The organism is Brevibacillus reuszeri, assembly GCF_002897295.1.
GTDB lineage: Bacteria > Bacillota > Bacilli > Brevibacillales > Brevibacillaceae > Brevibacillus > Brevibacillus reuszeri_A.
The window spans coordinates 1-1,227 of record NZ_BEXF01000099.1; the positions used below are offsets into that span (position 1 = coordinate 1).

Genomic DNA, 1,227 nt, shown 5'->3' on the forward strand with positions numbered 1-1,227 from the left:
TAATGTCTGATTATCGGCAGGTGACGTGAGTGTGAGCGTTGGCGGGTTGTTGGTGATAGGCTCAAGTGCAAAAACGTTTGTCACACCATTACAGTTAAATCCGATATTGGTTTGCATGTCCGTGTTGGCCTGGGATAAGAGATTGTGCATATATCGCATGCTTACCTCTGACCCATACGCCGCAGAAACTATTGCATCGGCCAATTCGTTATAACTCAGCGGTGGCGTTGCATTGTTATTGCCATCATTCATCGTCATCAATACAAAAGCGGTCTTACTGGCTGTTACAGAAGTAGAAGGCGCTTTTACCGATGAAACGCCAGAAAATGCGGCAGAATTTGGCGACAGGACATTCGCAACATTTCTAAATGCATAGGTAAACATGTTCCAGTTTAGCGCTGTAGGTGCTCTGAACGTATATGCGCCGTCACCTGACGCAATTTTTTTATAGGCAATCACATACTGCCAAACACCATTTACCGTAGACTTTGCTAATGTCCATCCTGACGGTAATGTTACTGCTGCGGTTGTACTAACCGCAAAATGAGCGACTACCAAGTCGCCAACACTTGCGCCTGTTGGTACAGGTGCTGTCGCAGTTGTTGAGCCAGATGTATAAGCAGGCGTTCCAGCCCCCACATACTCCACCTGTTTTTTGCCTGTTGTCGGGATGGTGTAGTCGATGGTTAGGGTTGGTTGGAATACTACTGTCCCGTCTTCAAACGAGTAAAAAGAGTGAAAACGGTCAAATGAAATGGTTTCATCTGTAAATTTTAGCAACATGCCGTTATTTGCTTCTCCGCTAACCCATGCTTGTACTAATGCTTTTATGTCAATTGTGTAGTCTGTGTTTGCGTTCCCTCCGATTGATGGGGACGCATCGGGTGTGTCATTGAAACTAGGTTGCGTATTCCAAGTAACTGCATTTGTCCAAGGCGACGTGACTTTATGCACACCTATAGGATAAGCGACAGCTGAACCGCCAGATTTCCGCAATTTCAACGACGCGCTATTAATGATAGCGTCATTTGGGATTAATCCTAAATCGAAGAATAGCAACTCGCGGTATGTGATCGAGGTAGCTCTACCAACAGAAATAGGATTACCCGAAGGATAACTACCTGACGGTACTGCTGTGTTGATTTCGTTATCTCTAGTAACAGAGTTTGCTTTAGATAATGTAACTACTGGCATGTTCCTCCCCCTTTCCTATCGTAAATGGCCGTT

Annotated in this window: 1 protein-coding gene; it reads right to left on the minus strand. The window is 45.2% G+C overall.

From position 1 onward, the window contains the following. The coding region (locus C3B52_RS35570; RefSeq protein WP_164685085.1) for a DNRLRE domain-containing protein at window positions 1–1,194 on the minus strand (1,194 nt) is incomplete at its 3' end. Between the last annotated feature and the right edge of the window lie 33 nt (window positions 1,195–1,227).